Source organism: Vreelandella sp. GE22 (assembly GCF_968212445.1).
The window spans coordinates 1,456,305-1,473,863 of sequence record NZ_OZ309110.1 but is presented as its reverse complement, the minus strand read 5'-3'; the positions used below and the strand labels follow the sequence as shown (position 1 = coordinate 1,473,863).

At 61.8% G+C, this 17,559-nt stretch carries 18 protein-coding genes; 4 read left to right on the top strand and 14 right to left on the bottom strand.

The features are described 5' to 3' along the window. Positions 1-55 precede the first annotated feature (55 nt). The 11 genes from lipB to ACWHRL_RS06950 all read right to left on the bottom strand — a co-directional run bounded on the left by lipB (position 56) and on the right by ACWHRL_RS06950 (position 10,467). Positions 56-715: a lipoyl(octanoyl) transferase LipB gene (gene lipB / locus ACWHRL_RS07000; protein ID WP_447895794.1), complete on the bottom strand. Its 660-nt coding sequence runs from the start codon at positions 713-715 to the stop codon at positions 56-58. Then, positions 715-1,026: a YbeD family protein gene (locus ACWHRL_RS06995; protein WP_447528515.1), complete on the bottom strand. Its 312-nt coding sequence runs from the start codon at positions 1,024-1,026 to the stop codon at positions 715-717. Before ACWHRL_RS06995 ends, lipB begins: the two co-directional genes overlap by 1 nt. Before the next feature lie 81 nt (positions 1,027-1,107). Then, positions 1,108-2,307, bottom strand: a complete 1,200-nt coding sequence (locus ACWHRL_RS06990; RefSeq protein ID WP_447528514.1) for a D-alanyl-D-alanine carboxypeptidase family protein — start codon at positions 2,305-2,307, stop codon at positions 1,108-1,110. Between the two features lie 58 nt (positions 2,308-2,365). Beyond that, entirely contained in the window at positions 2,366-3,367 is a 1,002-nt protein-coding gene (locus tag ACWHRL_RS06985) for a septal ring lytic transglycosylase RlpA family protein (RefSeq protein WP_447895793.1), read from the bottom strand. Then, the gene (gene mltB / locus ACWHRL_RS06980; RefSeq protein WP_447895792.1) at positions 3,364-4,389 is read right to left on the bottom strand and encodes a lytic murein transglycosylase B; all 1,026 of its coding nucleotides are present in this window, start codon (positions 4,387-4,389) and stop codon (positions 3,364-3,366) included. Before mltB ends, ACWHRL_RS06985 begins: the two co-directional genes overlap by 4 nt. Positions 4,390-4,426: 37 nt before the next feature. Beyond that, a complete protein-coding gene (rodA, locus tag ACWHRL_RS06975) occupies positions 4,427-5,587 on the bottom strand; it encodes a rod shape-determining protein RodA (RefSeq protein ID WP_447528511.1) in 1,161 nt (386 codons plus the stop codon). Beyond that, positions 5,587-7,494 (bottom strand): penicillin-binding protein 2, encoded by a 1,908-nt coding sequence (mrdA, locus tag ACWHRL_RS06970; protein ID WP_447895791.1) that lies wholly within the window; start codon positions 7,492-7,494, stop codon positions 5,587-5,589. Before mrdA ends, rodA begins: the two co-directional genes overlap by 1 nt. A gap of 60 nt (positions 7,495-7,554) precedes the next feature. Beyond that, positions 7,555-8,022 (bottom strand): 23S rRNA (pseudouridine(1915)-N(3))-methyltransferase RlmH, encoded by a 468-nt coding sequence (gene rlmH, locus ACWHRL_RS06965; RefSeq protein ID WP_447528509.1) that lies wholly within the window; start codon positions 8,020-8,022, stop codon positions 7,555-7,557. A gap of 16 nt (positions 8,023-8,038) precedes the next feature. Next, the gene (gene rsfS / locus ACWHRL_RS06960) at positions 8,039-8,428 is read right to left on the bottom strand and encodes a ribosome silencing factor (protein ID WP_447895790.1); all 390 of its coding nucleotides are present in this window, start codon (positions 8,426-8,428) and stop codon (positions 8,039-8,041) included. 78 nt (positions 8,429-8,506) lie between these two features. Then, positions 8,507-9,163, bottom strand: coding sequence for a nicotinate-nucleotide adenylyltransferase (gene nadD, locus ACWHRL_RS06955; protein WP_447895789.1), 657 nt, complete (start codon positions 9,161-9,163; stop codon positions 8,507-8,509). Further along, entirely contained in the window at positions 9,160-10,467 is a 1,308-nt protein-coding gene (locus ACWHRL_RS06950) for a glutamate-5-semialdehyde dehydrogenase (RefSeq protein ID WP_447895788.1), read from the bottom strand. Before ACWHRL_RS06950 ends, nadD begins: the two co-directional genes overlap by 4 nt. A 214-nt stretch (positions 10,468-10,681) precedes the next feature. Here ACWHRL_RS06950 and ACWHRL_RS06945 point away from each other — a divergent pair, with 214 nt between their 5' ends. From ACWHRL_RS06945 to ACWHRL_RS06935, 3 genes are read left to right on the top strand one after another with little or no spacing between them, the layout of a single operon-like run. After that, entirely contained in the window at positions 10,682-11,548 is an 867-nt protein-coding gene (locus ACWHRL_RS06945; protein WP_447895787.1) for a hypothetical protein, read from the top strand. Next, positions 11,545-12,477, top strand: coding sequence for a diguanylate cyclase domain-containing protein (locus ACWHRL_RS06940; protein WP_447528504.1), 933 nt, complete (start codon positions 11,545-11,547; stop codon positions 12,475-12,477). Before ACWHRL_RS06945 ends, ACWHRL_RS06940 begins: the two co-directional genes overlap by 4 nt. A gap of 43 nt (positions 12,478-12,520) precedes the next feature. Continuing rightward, the gene (locus tag ACWHRL_RS06935) at positions 12,521-13,918 is read left to right on the top strand and encodes a bifunctional DedA family/phosphatase PAP2 family protein (RefSeq protein ID WP_447895786.1); all 1,398 of its coding nucleotides are present in this window, start codon (positions 12,521-12,523) and stop codon (positions 13,916-13,918) included. A 7-nt stretch (positions 13,919-13,925) separates the two neighbouring features. On the opposite strand, the gene ACWHRL_RS06930 is transcribed toward ACWHRL_RS06935, so the two are convergent. The 3 genes from ACWHRL_RS06930 to mpl are packed head-to-tail and all read right to left on the bottom strand — an operon-like array spanning position 13,926 to position 16,598. Then, positions 13,926-14,549: a LysE family translocator gene (locus tag ACWHRL_RS06930; RefSeq protein ID WP_447895785.1), complete on the bottom strand. Its 624-nt coding sequence runs from the start codon at positions 14,547-14,549 to the stop codon at positions 13,926-13,928. A 27-nt stretch (positions 14,550-14,576) separates the two neighbouring features. Next, entirely contained in the window at positions 14,577-15,221 is a 645-nt protein-coding gene (locus ACWHRL_RS06925; protein ID WP_447528501.1) for a flavin prenyltransferase UbiX, read from the bottom strand. Then, positions 15,222-16,598 (bottom strand): UDP-N-acetylmuramate:L-alanyl-gamma-D-glutamyl-meso-diaminopimelate ligase, encoded by a 1,377-nt coding sequence (gene mpl / locus ACWHRL_RS06920; protein WP_447895784.1) that lies wholly within the window; start codon positions 16,596-16,598, stop codon positions 15,222-15,224. Between the two features lie 219 nt (positions 16,599-16,817). On the opposite strand from mpl, the gene ACWHRL_RS06915 reads away from it, so the two are divergent. After that, positions 16,818-17,204, top strand: a complete 387-nt coding sequence (locus ACWHRL_RS06915) for a glutaredoxin family protein (RefSeq protein ID WP_447895783.1) — start codon at positions 16,818-16,820, stop codon at positions 17,202-17,204. Positions 17,205-17,559 lie beyond the last annotated feature (355 nt).

Below are 17,559 nucleotides of genomic sequence, written 5' to 3'. Positions count from 1 at the left end.
CGCCTGACCGGTAACGGTCAGGCGCTTTTTTTGGCGCCGACTGGCAAGCGCCGCGCTAAAACGTTTTGCGCTGGGCAGGCCCCAACGTACGCCCGAGCTCGCAAGCCAACGCCCGAGCGAGCTGCTCGCCCACTGCCTCAGGCGCCTGGAGCTTCACAAGATCGGCAAGCCGGGTAACGGCCATGCCCTCATAGCCGCAAGGGTTGATACGCGCAAACGGGGCGAGATCGGCGCTGACGTTTAACGCAACGCCGTGATAACTCGCCCCACGGCGGATACGCAGCCCCAGGGAGGCAATCTTGGCCTCACCCATCGGCGTTGGTACGTAGACACCCGGCGCATCCGGGCGGGCGCGGGCGCTCACGCCGTACTCCCCCAGCACCGCGATCACCGCGTTTTCCAGCGCGCTGACCAGCTCGCGCACGCCGATCTTCGCCCGGCGCACGTCCAAAAGCGGGTAAAGCACGACTTGACCCGGGCCATGGTAGGTCACCTGCCCGCCGCGATCGGTTTGCACCACCGGGATGTCGCCTGGCATCAACAGGTGCTCGGGCTTGCCCGCCTGGCCCTGGGTAAACACCGGGTCGTGCTCGACCCACCAAAACTGATCCGCGGTGTGTTCATCGCGGGTATCGGTCAGGTGGCGCATGGCCTGCCATACGGGAGTGTAGGGCTGCCTTCCCAGGGCGTAGAACTCGATAGGCTCGCCTGCCATTAAACGACCATATGTACGCGGCCGGTCGCCTTGAGCTCTTCGAAAAGCGTTGCCAACTGTTGCTCGCCGGTGGCCTGAAACGTCAAACGTACCGACTGGAAGCGGCCATTGCGGCTAGGCACCACTTTAATGGCGGTGGCATCAAAGGCGGGATCGTACTTCACCAGAATTTGACACACGCTCGCCGCGAAGTCGTCCGCGGCGTCGCCCACCACCTTGATGGGGTAGTCACAGGGAAAAGTAATTTTGGGGGGCTCGCTGGCGCTGGGCATTCTTAAATCGCGAAACCCGTTATTCGCATCCTTTTTCATAGTACAACCTTGTTTACCCAATAGAGGACGCGCGCCGGGCAAGGCCAGGCGCGCGCATGAAATTCATTTTAGACGATTCGATCAGTCGGTGAAGCTTGCGATCAAGCCGCTGAAAAAGCGCCGTACCTGGTCGAATAGACGCTTGAACAGCCCACCCTCTTCGACGGCTTCGAGGGCGGTCAGCTGGCGCTCGCCCATCATATCTTCACCCAGATAAACCTCGAGGGTGCCGACTTCGTCGCCCACGGCGATCGGCGCCTGCAGGTCCTGATGCAGGTTGAGACGCGCACGCAGCTCTTCGTTACGGTTACGCGGCAACGTCATGAAGACCTCGTCGCTCACGCCAACGCGTAGCTCGTTGGCTTCGCCACCCCATACGCGCGGAGTGGCCAGCACCGCGCCGCGCTCGTAGAGCTTCATGGTTTCGTAAAAGCGGAAACCGTAGCTCAGCAGTTTCTGGGTTTCCTGGGCGCGGGCTTCTTCGGAGTTGGTGCCCATGACCACCGAAATCAAGCGCATGTCGTCGCGCCTGGCCGACGACACCAGGCAGTAACCCGCCTCGGTCGTCCAGCCGGTTTTCAGGCCATCCACGGTCGGGTCGCGCCAGAGAAGCCGGTTACGGTTGGGCTGATCGATGCCACCGAAGGCAAAATTACGCTGAGAATAGATCTCGTAGTGCTCGGGGTAGTCGTTGATGATGTGCTGCGAAAGCCGTGCCAAATCGTGCGCCGAGGAGTAGTGATTCTCGTGGGGTAGGCCCGTGGCGTTTTCGAAATGGGTGTTGACCATACCCAGACGGTCGGCGTGCTGATTCATCAGGTCCGCGAACGGCGCCTCCCCGCCGGCCAGGTGCTCGGCCATGGCAACGCTTGCATCGTTACCCGACACGATGATGATACCGTGGAGCAGGTCGTTGACGGAGACCCGGTCGCCGACTTCGATAAACATCTTGGAGCCGCCGGTACGCCAGGCGTTCTCGCTGATGTTGACCATATCCTCCATGCTGATAGTGCCGCGATCCAGCTCGCGCTCGACCAGATAAGCGGTCATCAGCTTGGTAATACTGGCCGGCGGCAAACGCTCGTCGGCGTTGTGCTCGACGAGTATGCGTCCGCTATTGGCATCCATCAAAATCCATGAGCTGGCCGCCAGCTGTGGGGCGGCAGGAATGATGGTTTGCGGTTGAGGAATTACCTGGGCCGTGGCAGGCAACGCCACTGCGGTCACCGTTGCAAACAAACAGAGCCGGGCGGTACGGCGAAACGCATTAAAAATAGTCATTACTCACTTCTCACTTGCATAAAGAGCGTCAAAAAACGTTAAAACCAGGTTAATCCGATTATCTCACAACAAACACCTGCGGGAAGCCCGCCTGACCAAGCGCTGAGCGAGCCTGCTGCTCCTGGCCAGGTGACATGGGGCCGACCTGCACCCGATACACGCCCGCATCGCTTTGCACGCGCACCGAGTGCAAAAGCTCATCGCCCAGGCGCTGTTGAAGCGCGCGGGCGCTCTCTTCGCTGCCTAGCGCGGCGATCTGCAAAAAGATCTCTTCGCCGCCACCCTGGGGCGCCGCTGCGGGCGCTGGCTGAGGAGACGGAGGTTGAGGCTGCGATTGGGGCTGAGGCGCTGACTGGGCGCGCGGCGGCGCCTTTGCGGGAGCGGCTGACTTAGCGGGGGCGGAAGCACCGCCACGGCTGGCCAGCCACTGCTGCGGGTCGATCGCCTCGACGCGCACCGGGCCGGTCCCGTTATCCAGAATACCCAGCCGCGCCGCCGCCGCGTAGGAAAGATCGATCTCGCGGTCACTGTGGAAAGGGCCACGGTCGTTGACGCGCACGATGACCGACTCGCCGCTATTCAAACTGGTGACGCGCGCAAACGTCGGCAGCGGCAGCGAACGGTGCGCCGCCGACATTTTATACATGTCGTAAATTTCCCCGTTGGAGGTCGCGTAGCCGTGAAATTTCTCACCGTACCAGGAGGCGTTGCCCTGCTTGGCATAGCCTGAAGCGCTTGGCAGCACGTTGTAGGTCTCGCCCCACACCTCGTAGGTCGAACGGTTCCCCGCCCGGGACGGCTCCTCGATACGTGGCTGGGCGTCGGGCACTTCGCTGACATCCGGTGGCTCGAGCGGGTAGGCATCCCCGGTCATGGCGTAGCGCTCGCCGCTTTGTGCAGCGCTCGAACTGGACGCCTGGCTTGCGGGGGCCGGCGCGGCTTCTCGAGGCGGATGATCGGGATTGACCGCCGGCGGCGCGCTTTGGCTAGCGCAGCCGGTCAATAGCGCCAACAGGGTGATGCCTCCGACCAGGCGCGGCTTCTTAAACAATGACCTCATCCTTGCCCCTCAAGCGTGTGCGCAATGGCCTCTGCAAGCTCCACCACCGCCATCGCGTAGAGGTGGCTATGGTTGTAGCGGGTAATGACATAAAAATTGTATTCGCCAAGGCCGTACCGGGTATCGCCATTGGCGAGCTCGAGTTTTAACGGCACTACATCGCGGGACGCCTCGAGCTCGGTATCGGCGGGCACTAGCCCGGCCTCGGCGGCCTCGGCGGCGGTGGTTACCGGGGTGCTGGTCTGGTTGAACGTAAGCGTGTCCAGCGCATCGCCGCTTGCCTGGGCTTCGTGGTAGACCGGCGCACCCGGCTGCCAGCGGTGCTCGGCGAAATAGTGGGCGACGCTGCCAATCGCATCGACGGGATTTTCCCATAAATCACGGCGGCCATCACCATCGAAGTCGACCGCGTAGGCATCGTAGCTGGTGGGAATGAACTGCGGATACCCCATTGCGCCGGCATAGGAGCCATAAACGCTCTCCGGGGCGACCTGCTGCTCATAGGCGATATCCAAAAAGGCGGCCAGCTCGCCGCGAAAGAACGCGCCGCGCGTGGGGTGATGAAAGGCGAGTGTGGCCAGCGAATCCAGCACGCGGTGATCGCCTTTATAGCGCCCGTAATAGGTTTCCACGCCGATGATCGCTGCGATGATTTCCGCAGGCACCCCATAGGTTTGCTCGGCGCGCTCGAAGGCATCCTGATGAGTCTTTATGAATTCGGCGCCCTGGGCGATACGCTCGTCACTAATGAAAATATCGCGGTACTCGAACCAACGCAGGCGGCGCTCTGCGGCGCCTTCCATCGCATCCAGCACGCTCTGGCGGTACTCGGCCGTGTCGAAGGCTTCACGCAGCCAGGCCTCGGGGATGCCCTGGGCACTAAGCTCTTCGAGCAACTGCCGGGTCTCGGGGTGTTCGTCCGGGGCGAAGGCGCTGTGGCCCTCGCTTGCCAGCGCCGGGTTAAGGCCGGCAAGGGCCATCATCAACACAAAGCCACTGACGCTGTTTCGGGTCCTGCCCATTACCACCACTCCTTTGTAAACGAATCGCGCCGCGAGTCTAGCGCGACAGCAGCCGCCGGTGGGCGTGTATCGACATGAGAATACCGAAGCCGGCCAGCAAGGTCACGCTCGACGTACCTCCGTAGCTGACCAGCGGCAGCGGGACACCCACCACGGGCAAAATGCCGCTGACCATCCCTACGTTGACGAACACGTAGATGAAAAATGTAAGAATGATGCTGCCGGCAAACAGTCGGCCGAACGTGTCCTGGGAGCCGGCCGCCAGCCACAAACCACGGCTGATGATCAGGGTGTAGAGCGCGAGCAGCACCAGCATGCCGACCAGCCCGAACTCCTCGCCCAGCACCGCAATGATGAAATCGGTGTGCCGCTCGGGCAAAAACTCGAGCTGTGACTGGGTCCCTTCGAGCCAACCCTTGCCCCATACGCCGCCGCTGCCGATCGCCGTGGTGGATTGGATGATATTCCAGCCCGAACCCAGCGGGTCGCTGTCCGGGTCCAGAAAGGTCAGCACGCGCTGGCGCTGGTAGTTGTGCATGTTCATCCATAAAAGCGGCAGCGCCGCCCCGGCAAGCGCGGCGATGAAGGCAATCAGCCGCCAGGAGAGGCCGGCCAGCAGCACCACCAAAACGGCGGCGCTGGCAATCAAGAGCGAAGTACCCAGATCGGGTTGAATAGCGGTCAGCACTACCGGCACGCCGATGATCACTGCGCACACCGCGATATCGCGAATCCGTGGCGGCAGCTGACAGCGGTTCAAATAGGTGGCCACCATCAGCGGTACGGCCAGCTTCATCATTTCCGATGGTTGAAAGCGAATGACCCCGGGAATTTCCAGCCAGCGCTTGGCGCCCATGCCGATATCGCCGGCAATCTCCACCGCCAGCAGCATGGCAAGCCCAATGCCGTACGCTAGTGGCGCCCAACGCAAAAACGTGGACGGGCTTAGCTGGGCGAGAATGAACATCCCCACCAGCGCCACCCCAAAGCGCGACGCCTGGCCGATGACGACCTCGATACGCTGGCCCGAGGCGCTATACAGCACCAGCAGGCCTCCCGCCATCAGCAGCAGCAGCATACCCAAAAGCCAGGGGTCGATGTGCAGCCGCTCCCAGATACTCTTGCGCCGCGCGATACCGCTATCCGGCGGGCGGACCGGGTGACGGCGGAAACTGCGCGGCAGCGGCCAGGCCGTCATCAGTTGCCCTCCACGTTGGCACTTTCGTCTTCCATCTCATCGAGCACCTCTTCCACCTCCGGAGCTTCGTCGCGCAAGAGCCAGGCGTCGGTCATGGCACGGGCCAGGTGAGCGGCGTGGGTACTGCCGCCGCCCGCGTTTTCGACGATCACCGAGACGGCGATTTGCGGGTCGTCGATCGGTGCAAAAGCCATGAAGAGCGCGTGGTCACGCAGCCGCTCTTCGAGCTCATCGGCGTTATAGCGCTGGTCCTGGCCTAGCGAGAATACCTGGGCGGTCCCGGATTTTCCGCCCATGCGGTACTCGAGCCCCACGCCGGTGCGCCGCGCGGTGCCTTCGCTGCCGCTAAGTACTTTTTCCATGCCGCTGAATACCCGGTCCCACCAGCCGTCGTTGTCCAGCTGGATATCCTCGAGGGTATTCGGTAGCGGCATGGCCAGCGGCTCGCCACCAATCGTGCGGGCCAAGTGCGGCTTGACCCAGTGGCCCCGGTTGGCAAGCGTCGCCGTGGCGCTGGCAAGCTGCAGCGGAGTAATTTGCCAGTAGCCCTGACCGATGCCGACGGATAACGTCTCCCCCGGGTACCAGGGCTGATTGAAGCGAGCACGCTTCCAATCCCTGGAGGGCAAAAGACCGGTGCTTTCACCCTGAACGTCGTGAGCAACGCGCTGGCCGAAGCCGAAGTTGCTCATCTGCTCGTGAATATTGTCGATGCCCATATCGTGGGCCAGCGAGTAGAAATAGGTATTATTGGAGACCGCAAGCGCACGCTCCATATTCACCCGCCCATGGCCCCAGCGCAGCCAGTTACGGTAACGCCGCGAGTCGTTGGGCAACTGATAATAACCCGGATCGTTGATCGTGGTGTCCGGCGTAATGGAGCCTGTGACGAGCCCGGCAAGCGCCAAAAACGGCTTGACCGTGGAGCCCGCCGGGTAATGACCCCGAATGGCGCGATTGAAAAGCGGCAGGTCGATATCGTCCTGAAGCGCCCGGTAAGAGGCGACATCGATACCGGTCACGAACTGGTTGGAGTCGAACCCCGGCGTCGACACCATGGCCAGAATTTCACCGGTACCGGGCATGATGGCGACGATCGAGCCGCGCCGGCCATCCATGAGTTCGTGGGCAAGCGTTTGTAGCCCCTTGTCCAGGGTCAGCGTTACGTTCTGGCCTGGCACCGGGTCGGTACGGCCGAGTTCTCTGAGCACCCGGCCCCGGGCGTTGGTTTCGACCTTGCGAAAGCCCGCCTCGCCGTGAAGCTCCTCTTCGTAGAAGCGCTCCACCCCGGTTTTACCAATGAAGTGGGTGCCGGCGTAGCGCCCGGTATCGAGCTTTTTGAGTTCTTCTGCGTTGATCCGCCCCACGTAGCCCAAGGCGTGGGACATGATCTCGGCATCGGGGTAGTAGCGCAAAAGCTGCGCCTCGACCTCGACCCCGGGCAGGCGGTGGCGGTTGACGGCCAGTCGGGCGATCTGGTTTTCGCTGAGATCGCTCATCAAGAGCGCCGGTTGGAAGGGCCTCTGGCGCTGGCGGGAGCGCACGTTGAACGCCTCGATCTCTTCTTCGGGCAGCGCCAGCAGATCCACCAGAAGCGCCAGCGTCTCGTCCAGGTCGTCCACCCGCTCGCGCACCAGCGTCAGATTATAGGTGGGCCGATTTTCCGCCAGCAGCACACCGTTGCGATCGAAGATCAGCCCGCGGTTGGGCGGCAGCGGCTCGACCCGCACGCGGTTTTTTTCCGAGCGCGTGGTGTAAAGCTCGTGCTGGGTGATTTGCAAATAGGCGAGCCGGCTGGTCAAAAGTCCGGTCAGAATCATGACGAACACGATCGCTAGAAGCGCTCGTACCCGGAAAATACGTAGCTCCTGCTCGGCGTTTTTTAGCGTGTCTCGGCGCTTGCGCATAGCAACAGACTGTTCCTGGATCTGGCGCGGGGCGATCCTGGCGAGCGGCCAGCGATGCGCCTAGCGGTGGTAAGGGTGACCGATAAACAGCGTCCACGCCCGATAGAGCTGCTCGGCGAGCAGAACCCGCACCAGCGGGTGCGGCAGCGTAAGCCCGGAAAGCGACCAGGTTTTGTGCGCCAGCGCGGAAACCGAGGGTTCCAAACCATCCGGGCCGCCGACCAGCAGGACGATGTCCCGCCCGTCCATGCGCCACTCGCCCACTTCCCGGGCCAGCTGCTCGGTGGTAATACGCTTGCCGTTCACTTCGAGGGCGACGATTAGCTCATCGCCACGCAACTTTTCGCGGATGCGCTGGCCTTCGAGTGCTCGCGCCTTGGCGATATCGGCATTCTTGCCCCGGGCCCCAAGCGCAATTTCTTCGACCTCGAGGGCAAACTCGCGCGGCAGACGCTTACGGTAAGTGTCCACGCCCTCTTCCACCCAGCCAGGCATTTTCGTGCCGACCGCCAGAAGCCTTACCTTCATGAATCGAGGCTCGTCATCACGACATCGTGATGCGCTGATCGGACTTTTGCAGCGTTTCGTTGATCATATCATCGCTGTCGCTGGGTAGATCCGCCCAGAGCCGCTCCAGGTCGTAAAGCGCGCGCGCCTCGGGCAACATGACATGCACCAGCACATCGCCCAAGTCGACCAGTACCCAGTCGGCGTTATCGCCGCCTTCTACGCCCTGGGGCTTCAAACCCTCGGCCTTGGCTTTTTCGACGACGTTTTGGGCAAGCGCCGATACGTGGCGTGTCGAGGTACCGCTGGCAATCAGCATCAGGTCGGTGACCTGGGTCAACTGCGACACATCGAGTTGCGTAATATCGCGGGCCTTGAGCTCTTCTAGCGCTTCAATCGCCAGGTTTTTCAGTGTATCGATTTGCATGACTCCCTAAACAACCTCATGTGATGGTCACTAAATAGCGGGCCATTGTAACGGCTTCTTTACCGACTACCAGCGCTATTAGCGACTTTGATAGAGCCCGCGGGCAAAAATACGTGCTTCAACGGCCTCGGGCAGCAGGTAGCGCACGCTTTTCCCCTCACTCAGGCGCGCGCGAATGGCCGTGGCCGATACTGCCATGCGCGACTCCAGGCTAAGCGATAGAAACCGCCCCTGGGGGTGGGCCATAAGGCTTGCCACCGTATCGACTTCGCGATGACTCACCAGTTCCGTGAGCGGCGCGGGCCATCGCGCTTGATAGCCCGGCCGCGCGATCACCGCCAGATGGGCCAGTTCAAAAAGCGCTTCGGGGTTTTGCCACTCGGCCAGGCGCAGGAAGGTATCGTAGCCGATCACCATGACCAGCCGCGCCTGGGGGCCGTACTCCTGGCGCAGCTCTTTGAGGGTATCGACGCTGTAAGACGGCCCATCCCGCTTGAGCTCTCGGTCGTCGGCGATTAAACCGGGTGTATCGCCGACCCCGGCCTCGAGCAGTGCAAAGCGCTCTTCGGCAGTGACCTGGGGGGTGTCGCGAAGCGGCGGCCGGGGCGCGGCAATCATGTGGAGTCGGTCAAGTGTCAGCGCCTCGCGCACTTCCACCGCGCTTCGCAGATGACCGACATGCACCGGATCGAAGGTGCCACCCAGCATGGCCACCTTGAGCACTGCCTGGCTCATTGGCGAACCTGACCCTCGCCCAACACGATATATTTCTGCGTCGTCAGGCCTTCAAGACCCACCGGGCCGCGGGCGTGAAGCTTGTCGGTGGAAATACCGATCTCGGCGCCCAAGCCGTACTCGAAGCCATCGGCGAAGCGGGTCGAGGCGTTCACCACCACGGAGCTCGAGTCCACCTCGGCCATGAAGCGCCGGGCAAGCGTATAGTCCTCGGTCACGATCGCATCGGTGTGCTGCGAGCTATAGCGCTCGATATGGGCGATGGCCTCGTCGACGCCGTCCACCACCTTGATGGCCAAAATCGGCGCGAGATACTCGGCCTCCCAATCCGACGGTTGAGCTTCGAGCGCCTGGGGCAGCAGTGCGCGGGTGCGTTCACAGCCGCGTAGCTCGACCTGGTGCTCGGAAAACGCGCGGGCAAGTTCTGGCAGTAAAATATCGGCCACCGCGGCGTCGACCAGCAGCGTCTCCATGGTATTGCAGGTTCCATAACGCTGGGTCTTGGCATTGACCGCGATGGCCAGCGCCTTGGCGGGGTCGGCGGTGGCATCGATGTAGACGTGACAAACGCCGTCGAGGTGCTTGATGACCGGCACCTTCGCTTCCGCCGAGATCCGTGCGATCAACGATTTCCCGCCACGCGGAATGATCACGTCGACGAACTCAGGCATGCTGATCAGTTCGCCCACCGCGGCGCGGTCGGTGGTCGCCACCACCTGCACCGCGTTCAAGGGCAAGCCGACGCTTGCAAGCCCCGCCTGAATACAGGCGTTGAGCGCGCTATTGGAAGCGTGGGCCTCGGAGCCGCCGCGCAGAATGCAGGCGTTACCGGATTTCAAACACAGGCTCGCCGCCTCGATGGTCACGTTGGGGCGAGACTCATAAATGATCCCGATCACACCGAGCGGCACACGCATCTTGCCGACCTGAATGCCGCTTGGCCGGTAGTTCATCGCGCTGATCTCCCCCACCGGGTCGGGCAAAGCAGCCACCTGGTCGAGTCCTTCGATCATGGCGTCGATACGCGCCTCGTCCAGCGCCAGCCGGTCCAGCAGCGCCGGCTCCAGCCCGTTTTGACGCCCGCGCGCCAGGTCCTCGGCATTGGCTTCGATCAGCACATCGCGGGCGTTATCGAGTTCGCTTGCAATCGCGCCAAGGGCGCGCTGCTTGATACCGGTATCGGCGCTACGCAGCACTCTTGCTGCAGCCCGGGCATTTTGTCCGACGTGTTGCATATAGGCGGGCACGTCGCTTGTGGCTAACGTGGGCAAGTCGTTATGTTGGTCGGCGCTGGCAACGCTCATGCTCCCTCCGGGTAGTGTCCACAGGCATCAATATTATGAAGATGACGGCTCGTTATAAGGTGACCGGGTCGTTAAAGGGCACCACAATAGGGCGACCGCCACATCCGTTAACATTAACACCCCCCAATAGATAAACTAAACGTTATAATGCGTTTTAAACGCCGCTTATCACCGCGCGAAGATATATTCTCAAATCGGTCAATAGTTAGCCTTTATGGAAAACAAGTACAAGATACACTTTTTGAGAATCAACTTGCTGCTGGCCGCCGCGGCGCTTGCCTGCTGGAGCGTAAACGCCCCGGTGATGGCCGCCACCGCGCTTTGGGCAAGCGCGCTCTGGCTTGCGTTAACCGCGCTGCTTTTGGATTTCACCCTTCGCCGCTCTCGCGACGTTTACTGGCAGCTTTTCACCAGTGGGCTGCTGTTATGCCTGATTGCCGCCGCCCCGGAGCGCCACAGCATGCTCATTTGGGTATGGGCGGCGCTTTTCATGTTGCCGCAAAGCCGTCGCAGGACGTTTGGCAATGTGGCCGGCGCGCTGATTAGCTGGCTGCTGATTGCGCCAAGCACGCCCAGCCCCCAGGCCGTGATGCTGCTTTTAGCGCTTTGCGGGCTCTCGCTTCTGGCGTTTGCTCAAAGCCGTTGGCTGATCAACGTCAACGGCACCATACGCCAGCGGCTGCGCCTGATCCCCGGGTTAAATCTGTGGGCAGGCGAGCAGCTTTTGAAGGACCTGAACCGCGAGCAGATTCGCGCCGAGCGCGAGAACATTTATGCCGAAGTGTTGATCATTCACGTCAAACGCAAAAAGCTATGGTCGTCGGCCCAGCGGCTTTGCGAACTCATCCACGGTTTCGAAAACGTCTACCATTTGAGCAGCTCGTGCCTTGCGGTGCTGCTCTTGTGCCACGACCGCGACGCGGGCGCCAGGCGCCGCCACGGGCTTTGCAGGGCGCTCTCCAGTAGTGTGATCTACCATCATCTGCCGCTCGATCAGCTGGACATCACCACCGTAACGCTTGACTCGCTCAGCCAACGCTCGCTCAGTCAACACTCTGCCTTCGAGGAGACCAGCGCATGATGCGGTGCTTACACCCCAAGGCGCTCATGACACTGACCTATGTGATCTGCCTTTTGATCACTGCGCTTTATACCGCGTGGCTTTATGCCATGGGTTACTATCGCGAGCTGGTCGTACCGATGTTCGTGACGCTGTTGCTTCTGGCCGCGCTGCTGCTCCACTACGGCCAGGCCTTTTCGCCCTACGGCCCCCGGGCCATTTTGCTTATAAGTGCCTATATCAGCGTCTCCTCGGCGCTCTATTTCGGGCTCACGCACTCCATGCTGTGGCTTGGCCTGCCCATCGCCGCCGCGTTCGTGCTTTTGCCCCACTGGAGTGCGATGGCTCTCAACCTGCTTTATATACCGCTTTGGTGGCTGCTCCCGTCCGCCGGCGGCGTGTTTTTTTCGTTTCCCTTCGAATATCTCGCCCTCGTTTTGCTGTTCGCGCTGCCCCCCTGGGAGCTCGCCAGGCGCCACGCCCTGTTAAAGGCGTCCGACCCCAACGACAGCGAGTGCAACGCCTACCATATCGACACTTTGAAGGAGCGCCTGGGCAACGAGTTTCAGCGCGCGCTACTGCTCGACAAACGCCTCGCCGTGCTGGTGCTTCACCTGCCTCAGTTGGACATGGCCGAGGAGCAATTTGGCGTACGCACCAAAAAAGCGCTGCTCGGGGCGTTCTGTAGCGAGGTCAATAGCCGATGCCGCGATCACGATCTGCTGGGCCGGGCCGGCAGCGCAAGCTTTTGGCTGGTATTACCAGATACCAGCGAAAGCGGCGCGCTCCTGGTTCGCGAGCGCCTTTATCGGGCGCTTTCCCGGCGGGTCTTGATCGAAACCGGCCCGCTCGAAGCGCGTATCGGGGTATGCTTACCGCAGCAAAGCGAACGCTTCGCCCCCTACGTCCGGCGCCTCGAGTACGTCTCGAGAACGCTGCCCGACGCTTAACGGTTTCGCTTTTGCGCGCCACCAACATTGAATGGAGTCATTTGTGCATCTAGCTGAGCAGCTGCTGGACCTTTCTCTCTCGCCTTTAACCTTGCTGTTGATGATTTTTCTGATTTCAGCGCTCGAATCCCTGGCCGTGGTGGGGCTTTTGGTGCCCGGGGTGGTACTGGTAACCGCGGCGGCGTCCATGGCGGGTCATCAGGGAGTCGACGTCGTTTGGCTACTGCTGGCCGCTTTTTTGGGTGCCGTAATTGGCGATGGGGTGAGCTTCAAGCTGGGCTATGACCACCATGAGCAGGTGACAAGGCGCTGGCCATTGGCACAGCACCCGGAGTGGCTAGGCCGCGGGGCGCGCTTTTTCGAGCGCTACGGCATCTATTCGGTCTTCATCGGACGCTTCGTCGGGCCGGTACGGCCGATCATTCCGCTGGTGGCCGGCATGATGCGCATGCGCCCGCGCACTTTTTTATGGGCCAACGTAAGCTCTGCGGCGATATGGGCACCGGCCTACGTGTTGCCAGGCTATTTGCTGGGCCATACCTGGCAGCGCTACCTGGAACTGCCGTCCAATATCGAAACCGCAGTTTTCGCAATAGCCGCGATTATCGTCGCGCTGATCGTGGTGTTCTCCTGGGGTCGCGCTCAGGTAGGCCGCCACGGCCGGCTCTATTTGATGACGGCGCGCCTTGTGCGCCGAGTGCCGTTTATCCGAAGGCCCTGGCTTGCCATGAGCCATTCCGGCGAAGTGCCGCTGGCCTCGCTACTGCTGCTGATCATCGCGCTGGCCGCTTTTAGCGGCTGGACGCTTTACATACTACAAAGCAATGGCCCGCTTGCGCTGGACCTGCAGGCCCAGCGGCTGTTCGACTGGCTGCACACCGCGCCACTTCTAAGCGTCAGCGTATTTCTTGCCAAGCTGGGCGATAAGCTCGGTATCGTGGTGCTGATAACACCCTGGGCGCTTTGGCTTTTGCTGCATAAACGCATCGACGTACTGAGCCACTGGGCCGTGGCGCTGGGCGGGGTAGCGCTTCTCAATACCGCCGGAAAAGCCGCCTTCGGCCGCGCTCGGCCCGATACGCCGGACTACCTGACCGGCTCGCTCTCCTACCCAAGCGCCCACACCTCGGGTTTTGTGGTGGTGATCGGCCTGGCCGCGGCGTTCATGGCCGCCAAGTGCTCGCGTCAGTATCGGCTGTGGATTTACTGGGCCGCCATTTTACTGGTGGTGCCCATGGCCCTTTCACGGCTTTTGCTCGGCGTGCACTGGCTAAGCGATTTAATCGGCGGGGCGCTTTTGGGGCTGATCGTGTGCGCGCTGGTCAGGCTTTCCTGGCAGCGCCGCGCTCGCCCGGCGCTGCCGCCCTGCCCGGTGGCGCTGCTGGTGGGTGCAACCGTGGTGCTAATGGGCCTACGGGTCGGCTTTTTACCCCCGGTTTAAGGCGCGCCTAGCCCAGCGCGAGCCAAAGCCCCACCCCAATCATCAAGGTGCCGGCGATACGGTTCATAAGGCGTACGTTACCGCTTTTACCCAGCGTACGGCGCAGGGTTTTACCGCCCGTGGCATAGATCAGCATGCTGGCAAATTCGATGACGAGAATCACCGCGATCAGCGCGGTGAGCTGCTGCGCAAGCCCCCGGGAGCTATCCAGAAACGGCGGCAGCAGGGCAACGAAAAACGCCCAGCCCTTGGGGTTGGCGATCGCGGTCACGAACCCCTGGGTCGCCAGCTGCAGGCGCCCGGCGGGCAGGCCCGTATCGAGGGTATCGGGAATCGCCATGCGCCCGCGCGAGCGCCACATCATCACGCCCAGGTACACCAGGTAAGCACCGCCAGCCCACTTGAACACCGTAAATAACGCCGGCTGTTGGAGCATCAGCGCTGCCACGCCTGCCCCGGCCGCTGCGGCCACCAGGCCAACGCCGGCAAGCTCCCCCATCATCATCCAAAGAGTGCGTTTGACCCCTTGGGTCATACCCAGCACCATCGCCAGGGTCATACACATACCCGGCGTGAGCGAGACGAACAAAAAAGTGGGGATGAAGACGGAGAGTGTCGCCCAGGAGAGCATTCGCAGAGATCCTTCCTATTGAACGGGTTATGAGCCAGCGGGGTGCTCGCCCCAGCGGGGCACCAGAGAATGGGCGATACCCAACTGATTGAGAATGCGCGCCACGATAAAGTCGACCAGGTCCTCGATCGAGGTTGGCTTGTGATAAAAGCCGGGGGCGGCGGGCAAGATGACCGCGCCCAGCCGACTCAGCGTCAGCATGTGCTCCAAATGAATCGCCGAGAATGGCGTTTCGCGGGGGACCATGACCAGGGTTCGGCGCTCCTTGAGGGCGACATCCGCGGCGCGCTCGATCAGGTTATTGCTGGCCCCCGTGGCCACCGCCGAAAGCGTGCCGGTGGAGCACGGGCAGATCACCATTCTAGAAGGCGCGCCGGAGCCCGAGGCGACCGGCGCCATCCAGTCTTCACGCCCGAAGCAGCGAATCTGGCCTGGCTTCGCGCCGCTTAGCGCCGTCAGGGCTTCCTGCAAACGCTCGGGCTTGGCGGGCAGGTCCACATCGGTTTCCGTGGCGATGACCATGTGGGCGGCCTTGGAGATCATCACCCACACTTCACAGCCAGCGCCTACCAGCACCTCGATAAGGCGCAGCCCGTACTGGGCGCCGGAGGCGCCGGTCAGCGCCACACTCACCGGGGCCTTGAACCCCGTCGTGCTATCGCGCTCGTCCATTCAAACCCCCTTGTCAGCCAGTGCGCGTAAAAGACGCTCGTGAACGCCGTCGAAACCGCCGTTGGACATGACCACGATACGGTCCTGGGGCAACGCCCGGGCCACCACCGCCTCGACCAGCGCGTCGATATCGTGATACAGCCCGCCAGGCGCTTGGTCGTCCACCAGCGTGGCCATCGACCAATCGAGCCCCTTGGGTTCGAACCAAAAGGTGGCGTCGGCATCTTCGACAGAGCCTTTCAACCGCTCGGCAAGCGCCCCCAGGCGCATGGTGTTGGAGCGCGGCTCGATCACGGCCAAAAGCCGCCCGTTGGGGGTAGCGGCGCGCAGCCCCTTTAGCGTGGCGGCAATAGCGGTGGGGTGATGGGCAAAGTCGTCGATCACCTGTATGCCGTTTATGTCGCCGCGCACTTCCTGACGGCGGCGCGGCGTTTGAAAGCGTGAAAGCGCCGCGCACGCCCGCGCCAAATCCACGCCCAGCCGATAGGCGCAGGCGAGCGCGGCGAGGGCGTTACGCGCGTTGTACTCGCCGGTCAGCCCCCATTCCACTACGGCGTCCTCGGCGGTCTCGCCCTGCTCGTGAATCACCCTAAAGCGGCTAGCGTCTGGCTGCTCCAACTGATAGCGCCAGGGGCTTGCCGAGTCGTTTCCAAAATACGCGATCGGTGACCAGGCGCCCATATCGAGCACCCGCGTCAAAGCACTTTGATCGTCGGCGACCAGCAACAGACCCTTGCTCGGCACGGTACGCACCAGGTGATGAAACTGACGCTCGATCGCCGCCAGATCCGGGAAAATATCGGCGTGGTCGAACTCCAGGTTATTGAGCACGGCGATGTGCGGGCGGTAGTGAACGAACTTGGAGCGCTTGTCGAAAAACGCCGTGTCGTACTCGTCGGCTTCGACGACAAAGGGCGCCTCTTTCGCTCCCAGCCGGGCGGAAACCCCGAAGTTGCGCGGCACCCCGCCGATCAAAAACCCCGGTGTGAGCCCGGCGCTCTCCAAAAGCCAGGCCAGGAGGCTGGCCGTGGTGGTCTTACCGTGAGTGCCGGCGATCGCGATCACCTGGCGACCGGGCAGCACGTAATCGGCAAGCCACTGCGCACCGGAAGTGTAGCGCAGGTTCAAATCGAGCAGCGCCTCGACTTCCGGATTACCCCGGGACAGGGCGTTGCCCACCACGACCAGGTCGATGTCCGCGCCGAGGTTATCGGCCTGGTAGCCGTTTTTAAGCGTGATGCCGGCGCTTTCGAGCTGAGTGCTCATCGGCGGGTAAACGTTGGCATCCGAGCCGCTGACCTGATGGCCAAGCTCGCGGGCCAACAGCGCAAGGCTGCCCATAAAAGTGCCACAGATACCGATAATATGCAGACGCATGGGTTTTACCCCCTCCCCTTGGCGACACCGCTTGGCCGAGCGATTCCAAAAAAGCGTAAAAAATCAGTCGCTGAGACTAGCACGCCTTGAAGACAGGCTCATCTTCGCCTGCCAATTTCGTGGCATGAATGTGACAACGCGCCCGCTTTGTTGCAGGATGCAGCCACTCAACCGACCCATCCTTTTCAAGCGGTGCAGCCCCCGCTTATGGAGTACCTGATGCGTAGCGTGATTCGCACCTTCTTTCGCGGCGTCCGTTTGGTGATGTCTCCCTTCATGCTGGCCTCGGAGAAACTCTCCACACCCAAGGGGATGGAGCGCACACCCGAGGCGCAGGCCGAGGCCGACAAGGCCTGCGAGAACCTGGCGCTTTATCAGTTTCGCACCTGCCCTTTTTGTATCAAGGTGCGCAAGGAGATCGCCCGACTGAATCTCAACATCGAAACCCGGGATACCCAGCACGACGCCGCCAACAAGGAGGCGCTGTTGCAAGGTGGAGGCCGGGTCAAGGTGCCGTGTCTTAAAATCGCGCGGGACGACGGCGAGACCGAGTGGCTTTATGAGTCCGATGATATCAACCGCTGGCTTCACCAGCGCTTTGGCTAATCCCTTCGCGGGAAAGCGTTCGGCAACGCCGCAGTCCGCCGAGGCTATATCGCCCAGGGCGCGACACGCCACCACGACACGGCAAGCGCGACCATGCATGTTGGCGCTTGGCCTGGCGGCTTTAGCGGCGTTTTGGGACGCGCCTTCATCGCCATCCTCTTATACATCATGGCTTTGAATCATACGTTAGTTTTATTTCATGAATAAGGCACCACGCGGCTTTGCGCCGACTCATTCAGCAGATGAATGAAGCGTGTCATTTTTTCGATTGTGCCTGGTCACGGGCAATCTCTATGTTATTAAGATGGCTTACGGGCTGACCGTGTCTACTTTGTTGGCGCCTATTCCACTAGGC